Source organism: Metasolibacillus meyeri (assembly GCF_003049505.1).
GTDB lineage: Bacteria > Bacillota > Bacilli > Bacillales_A > Planococcaceae > Metasolibacillus > Metasolibacillus meyeri.
This window is the reverse complement of sequence record NZ_PYWN01000071.1, coordinates 1-6,833: the sequence shown is the minus strand read 5'-3', so window position 1 is coordinate 6,833 and position 6,833 is coordinate 1. Positions and strand designations below refer to the sequence as shown.

At 38.0% G+C, this 6,833-nt stretch carries 6 protein-coding genes; 4 read left to right on the top strand and 2 right to left on the bottom strand.

The features are described from left to right. Window positions 1-40: 40 nt before the first annotated feature. Window positions 41-919 carry a LysR family transcriptional regulator gene (locus C9J34_RS11285; RefSeq protein ID WP_107839976.1) on the bottom strand — a complete coding sequence of 293 codons (879 nt, stop codon included), beginning with the start codon at window positions 917-919 and terminating at the stop codon, window positions 41-43. A gap of 109 nt (window positions 920-1,028) precedes the next feature. Here C9J34_RS11285 and C9J34_RS11280 point away from each other — a divergent pair, with 109 nt between their 5' ends. Continuing rightward, window positions 1,029-2,045 (top strand): DUF2332 domain-containing protein, encoded by a 1,017-nt coding sequence (locus C9J34_RS11280; protein ID WP_193768972.1) that lies wholly within the window; start codon window positions 1,029-1,031, stop codon window positions 2,043-2,045. 7 nt (window positions 2,046-2,052) lie between these two features. Here the strand turns inward: C9J34_RS11280 and C9J34_RS11275 are convergent, their stop codons facing one another. Continuing rightward, window positions 2,053-3,153, bottom strand: coding sequence for a cysteine desulfurase family protein (locus tag C9J34_RS11275; RefSeq protein WP_107839974.1), 1,101 nt, complete (start codon window positions 3,151-3,153; stop codon window positions 2,053-2,055). A gap of 91 nt (window positions 3,154-3,244) precedes the next feature. Here C9J34_RS11275 and nadB point away from each other — a divergent pair, with 91 nt between their 5' ends. The 3 genes from nadB to nadA are packed head-to-tail and all read left to right on the top strand — an operon-like array spanning window position 3,245 to window position 6,726. Next, complete coding sequence (gene nadB / locus C9J34_RS11270) at window positions 3,245-4,822, top strand: L-aspartate oxidase (RefSeq protein WP_107839973.1); 1,578 nt, start codon at window positions 3,245-3,247, stop codon at window positions 4,820-4,822. Then, window positions 4,776-5,621: a carboxylating nicotinate-nucleotide diphosphorylase gene (nadC, locus tag C9J34_RS11265; protein ID WP_107839972.1), complete on the top strand. Its 846-nt coding sequence runs from the start codon at window positions 4,776-4,778 to the stop codon at window positions 5,619-5,621. Before nadB ends, nadC begins: the two co-directional genes overlap by 47 nt. Before the next feature lies 1 nt (window position 5,622). Further along, window positions 5,623-6,726 carry a quinolinate synthase NadA gene (gene nadA / locus C9J34_RS11260; protein WP_107839971.1) on the top strand — a complete coding sequence of 368 codons (1,104 nt, stop codon included), beginning with the start codon at window positions 5,623-5,625 and terminating at the stop codon, window positions 6,724-6,726. Window positions 6,727-6,833: the final 107 nt, after the last annotated feature.

The window sequence follows — 6,833 nt, the reverse complement described above, 5'->3', positions numbered from 1 at the left end:
ACTTAATAAGTTAATACAGCCGTATTTAGTAGCTATTTCCTTAATACATATAAGAATCTCTTATTTTCTTTAATAAAGGCAATAGCTGCTCATTTTCCTTATCGTATTTCATGAATATATCAATTGCAGGTAACTCAAATAAATCAAAATCAATTATATTAAACCTCCCCTCCATCATCTCCTTATAAATAATGGACTTTGGTAAAAACGCCATCCCTAAACCGTCTTTCACAAAATGTTTGACAATATATGTTTGGGCAATTGTCATTGTACGTATAAATGGAAATTGCTTCTCTAGCAACGGCTCAATTAATGTCGCTTCTTTTAGATGTCCAGTAAACAAAGGATACTTTTCAAATAGCAAATGATAATCATGGTGTTCACCCGTTTCATCATCATAGCTGTCTAATGGCACAACAAGCTGTAGCGGACTGGACATAATTTTCTCAGCATGTATGAGATGCTGACTACTCCTGCCAATGCCAATACTTATATGCACTTGATTAGCTAAAAGCTGCTCATCCATTTGCTCTGAATCTACAACAGTAATTTTAATTTCATATTCTTTTTGCTCCATTAAAAATTGATAAATAATATGCGGTAAATTTGTTTCCACTAGTAAAGGAGATAAAGCAATTGTAATATTTTTTCTATGCTGATTTGCATAAAACAATGTAGCTCGCTTGCTATCCTCTACTTGCTGTAGAATCTCCTTCGCCTGTTTTAAAAAGAACTTCCCTTCTTCCGATAACCGTATTTTCGTATGCTCTCGCTGAAATAGCTTCACTTGTAAGCTTTCCTCTAGCAGTTGAATATGTACTGTAATACTTGGCTGAGATATAAATAACTTTTCAGCAGCCTCACGAAAATTCCCCGTCTCAGCAGCAACGACAAAAGACTGAATCCATTTTAACTCCATTCCGCACCTCTAATTAGTATTCTTAATCACTTCGATTAAATTTAATTAATTTCTTTAATTTAATAATTATTTTACAGTGATATTAACAAAAAATATGGAGGGTTATCAAATGGAACATGTAATTTTGTCTTTTCAGCGTTTTGCGGAAATAGAAGCAAAAAATAGTAGCTCATTATATTATTTTTGGTGCAATCACATCATACAGGATGAAGAAATACTTCAATTACTCACAAATATCCCTGCCTCACAGCCAAAGCCTAATTTATTCTTTGCCTCTTTACAATTTTTACTTATGAAGCATGATGATGTGTTAAAGAAATACATGCCATCATTTGCAACACATCCCTTTGCAATAGAAGATAGCTATTCTGCGTTACAACAATTTGTAAAAACATATAGACAAGAGCTTCTTCATTGCTTTCAAACAAAGCGCGTGCAAACAAATGAAGTGCGTCGCAGCGCTTATCTATATCCGATTTTTAGCGATATTGCAAAGAGAGCACAAAAACCTTTAGCGCTAATCGAAATCGGTACAAGTGCCGGGCTTTTATTAAACCCTGATAAATATCGCTATGAGGTGAAACAGGGAGACTCTGTTATTCATTACGGAGACCCAAATAGTCAAGTATTACTGAAGTCCGAGAATTTAGGAGATGTTTTAACTAGCTGTAGTAACTTTCAAATCTCTCATCGCTACGGCATTGATTTAAATGTTTTACACCTACAAAACGAAGAAGATTATATGTGGTTACAAGCTTTAATATGGCCAGAGCATAAAGAGCGCCGCGCTCTCTTGCAACGAGTTAAGATGATTCATACAGAAGTGCCAAAAACACTTTTAAAGGGGGATTTGCTACAACTACTTCCCGTCATCAGCCAAAACATTTCAAATGCACATCAAATTATTATTTTTCATACACATGTCGCGAATCAGTTTTCAGCACAATTAAAAGAAAATTTCCAGCAAACAATAATGCATATAACGAAAAACAAACCCATTTATCATGTGTATAACAATATGTATGATGAAAATATTCATGTTGACTATTTAACGTCGCAAGCTACTGAACAAATCCGTCTACTTCCGAAAGCAGGAGGTCACGGAGAGTTTTTCTCTTGGTGTTGAAAGCAGTTCACGTTTTGTGAACTGCTTCTTCAATAGCTGTAAGTGCTTTTTTCACTTTTTGTAAGCTCTCAACAGATGTGCTTTGTCCAAAAGAAATTCTAAAAAATTGACGTGCTGCCTCCATTGCATAGCCCATTGATAAAATAGCTTTTGTACCTGAATCACTATGAATATCGCATGCGCTTCCAGTAGATATACCAATACCTGTTTCATTTAACTTTAACAAAACATATTGCCCTTCTACTTTTTCCATGATTACGCCACAAATATTTGGCAATTGCGCCTTTGACTCAATAAGTCGACAGCTTTTCGGTAAATTTTCCTTTAAAAATTGACGTAAGCTTTCATAATGATTTCTTTCATAATGATATTCTTCAACTGCTGTAGCAAAAGCGACAATGGCTGGCGTATCTAATGTGCCTCCGCGCAATCCTTTTTCATGTGTAACCCCCGGCACTAAAGGCGGCACACGTAGCGCTGGATTTATATAAATGGCACCACAGCCTTTAGGACCGCCTATTTTATGTGCTGAGACAGTCAGTGCATCTACATGTGCTTGAAGTGACAATTTACAAAAAGATTGGACACAATCAACATGCATGAATATGTTGTTCTCTTCCGCAATATATGCAATTTCTTCAACAGGCTGGATGGCACCTATTTCTGAATTAACATGCTGGATTGTAATAACAGCTGTATCCTCACATATAGCCGCACGCAATTGTCCAACATCAATACAACCATCCTGCTGTAAAGCTAGCTTTGTTATTCGATAGCCCATTCTTTCCAACGTATTTAATGCTGCATGGACAGATGTATGCTCAGCTTGTGATGAAATAATATGCTTACCTTTCTTAGAGGCTAATGCTAATGACAAAATCGCTAGTATATTGCCCTCTGTTCCACTTCCCGTAAAAATAATGCCATCTTTATTCCTATTGAGTGCTTGTGCAATCACCTGTCTTGCTTTTTCTACGAAATATTGTGACTGCCCTCCTAAATCATGCAAACTTGCGCTGTTGCCATAATACCTTTTAGCCACTTCACAATATGCTGCAAGTGCTTTTTCTGTCATTGGTGTCGTCGCTGCGTAATCTAAATAAATCATATTTTCTGCCCTTCTCTCTTATTTAAGTCTTGTTTTCTTCTTTATTTTATGTAAAGATATGTGTCAAGACAACTGTAAAGAAGGTATTGTTATGTATATAAAGACAGATGTTCTTATTATCGGCAGTGGTATTGCAGCGCTTCAAGCAGCCCGTATACTCGGGAAACATTTTCATGTACAACTTGTAACAAAGTCCTCGATTGAAACAAGCAGCTCTTATCGGGCACAAGGAGGCATTGCTGCTGTTACAGCGCAGGCAGACAATGTACAAGATCATATCCATGATACATTGCATGCAGGTACATTCCACCATATGACATCGAATGTTGAAACATTGATAAAAGATGGGGCACAGCTAATCGACGAGCTATTACAACAAGGGCTTCCTGTTGACCGTCATCTAAACGGTGAGCCTATACTCGGCTTGGAAGGCGCACATAGCCATAATCGTATTTTACATGCTGGTGGAGATCAAACAGGCAAGTACTTTATTCATTATTTACTAAATCAGCTTCCTCCAACGGTTACAATAAATGATTACGAAACAGCGTATGAACTATTACTAAATAAAAATGGCGAATGCATCGGTGCATTAACGTTAGGAAAGCAAGGAACAAAATGCTACCTCGCACATCATATTGTTATCGCATCAGGTGGTGCAGGTGCGCTGTATAACTGTACATCTAATTTTCCAACAAACACTGGTGACGGTATTGCACTTGCCTATGTTGCAGGTGCGGCTATTAGCGATATGGAATTTATGCAATTTCACCCTACTCTATTATGGTGTAACGGTGAAGCAAAAGGTCTTATTTCTGAAGCTGTGCGTGGGGCTGGAGCTATTTTTGTTGATTCGCAAAGGCAACCTATTATGAAAGGGCGTGATTTAGCGCCTCGCCATATTACAGCACATACGTTATTTATGAAACGGCTTGATGGAGAAGAAACTTTTTTAGATATTTCCATGATTGAAAAATTCGAAGAAAAATTTCCATCTATTACAAAGCTATGTGTTGATAACGGTATTACTTTTCAAGATGGCTTAATTCCTGTAGCACCAGGTAGCCATTTTTTAATGGGTGGCATTATTGCAAATAGCTTCGGACAAACTTCTATCCCCTTTTTATATGCGATAGGAGAAGTTGCTTGTACAGGTGTGCATGGAGCAAATCGCCTTGCCAGCAATTCATTATTAGAAGCAATCACTTTTGGAGAGCGCATGGCACACAGCATTATTCAGAAAGGCTTGCACCAACAAAATTTCATCATTAAAAAAAGCAATTATGACAGAGCTATACCGCATTTGTTCACTAAAGAGCAGCTACAACAAAAGATGTTGGAAACATTAGGCATAGTGAGAAATCCTTTAATGATCTATGAATTCTTACAACAAATTCCACCTTTACACACACTCCTTTCTGTAAATAGAGGAACTTTAAAGCTGGAACAAGTGGAACTTTATATGATGCATATTGTAGCAAGGTTAATGGCAGAGGCTGCGCTAGTTCGCACAGAAACACGCGGTGCACATATTCGCACAGACTATCCTAGCACGGATGTAAAATGGGCGAATCGCTGGGTTGTTTTTTCACAAGGACAAATGGAAGTGAGGAATTCTTTATATGAACATAATCAAACTCGAGGAAATGCTGAAGCAGTTTTTCAATGAGGATATAGGAGATGGCGATTTATCCAGTGAACTTATTTTTTCGCCTACACAACAAGGAGCCTTTTCCTTTTATGCGAAAGAGGACGGTATTTTTTGTGGCGTGCCGATTATTGAGCATGGTTTCCGGTTGCTTGATCCATCTATTGTTATTACTTTACATAAACAAGATGGGGAATCTGTAAAAAGCGGTGATTTAATCGCTCATATGCAGGGCTCTCTTCAAAAGCTTTTAATCGGTGAGCGTGTCATTTTAAACTTAATTCAACGAATGTCAGCAATTGCTACAGCTACGCAAAGCGCTGTCAAGGAAACGATTGGTACCGAAACAAAAATACTTGATACACGTAAAACAATTCCTGGTTTACGTATGCTTGATAAATATGCGGTTCGTATTGGCGGTGGCTACAATCACCGTAATGGACTTTACGATGCAATTATGCTGAAAGATAATCATATTGCTTTTGCAGGGAGTATTACAAAAGCGATTGAATCGGCTCGTGCAAAGATTGGCCACACGATCAAAATTGAAGTAGAAATTGAAACAAAGGCGCAGCTAGATGAAGCAGTTGCTGCTGGAGCAGATATTATTATGTTTGATAATCGCACACCTGCCGAAATACGTGATTGGCTCCCTTCTATTCCTAGTCACATTGCCACAGAAGCTTCTGGCGGCATTACACTTGAAAATTTAAAGGCTTATGCACAATCTGGTGTGCAATGGATTTCTCTTGGCGCACTTACACATTCCGTGCAGGCCTTCGATATTAGCGCACTTGTTCATTTGAAAGGAGAAAATTGACTTGTCAAGCATTAGTTTATTACAACAAACATCGTTATTACCTGAGCATTATCGCACATTATCTCAAGATGAGATGGAATCACGTATTGCAAAAATCAAACAAGATTTAGGCGAGAAACTTTTTATTCTTGGGCATCATTATCAAAAAGATGAAGTTATCCAATTTGCTGATGCAACGGGAGATTCTTTACAGCTTGCTCAAATTTCAGCAGCGAATAAAGAGGCGGAGCATATCGTATTTTGCGGTGTACATTTTATGGCGGAAACAGCAGATATGCTCACAACAGATGAACAGCATGTTTACTTACCGGATATGCGCGCAGGCTGTTCGATGGCTGATATGGCTGACATTTATCAAACAGAGCAAGCATGGCCTATTTTGCAAAAGCTATTTGGTGATACGATTATCCCATTAACTTATGTTAATTCTACTGCTGCCATTAAAGCTTTTACTGGTAAATATGGTGGAGCATGTGTTACATCATCTAATGCGCAAGAAATGGTCAAATGGGCGTTTACGGAAAAACAACGTATTTTATTTTTACCTGATCAGCATTTAGGTCGAAATACCGCTTATGACCTAGGCGTTCCACTTGAAAATATGGCTGTTTGGAACCCGCATACGCAAGAGCTTGAAACACAACAATCGCTTGAAAACATTCAAGTAATTTTATGGAAGGGGCATTGCTCTGTACATGAAGGCTTTACCGTCCAACATACAGCTATGATTCGTCAAGCGCATCCTGATATGCGAATTATTGTTCATCCAGAATGCAGTCGTGAAGTTGTAGCGGCCGCTGATGATGCAGGGTCTACAAAATACATTATTGATACAATTAACAAAGCACCAAGTGGTTCCTCATGGGCGATTGGTACAGAGATGAATCTTGTACGTCGCATCATTAAGCAGCACCCAGATAAACATATCATCTCTTTAAATGAAAATTTTTGTCCTTGCTTAACAATGAACCGCATTGATTTACCACATTTATTATGGTCTTTAGAAAGCATTGCAAATGGTCAACCACAAAATCGTATTCAAGTCGATAAAAACACTACTATAGAAGCACAAGCTTCACTTGACCGCATGTTAGCACGTGTTTAATTTTAAGAGGCTATCGGGTTTTCCGATAGCCTCTTAAAAATGCCATAGTTATTAACAAATTTCCACTATGGTGCAGGAGGAAAGTCCTGATTTGCCCATGAACTAGC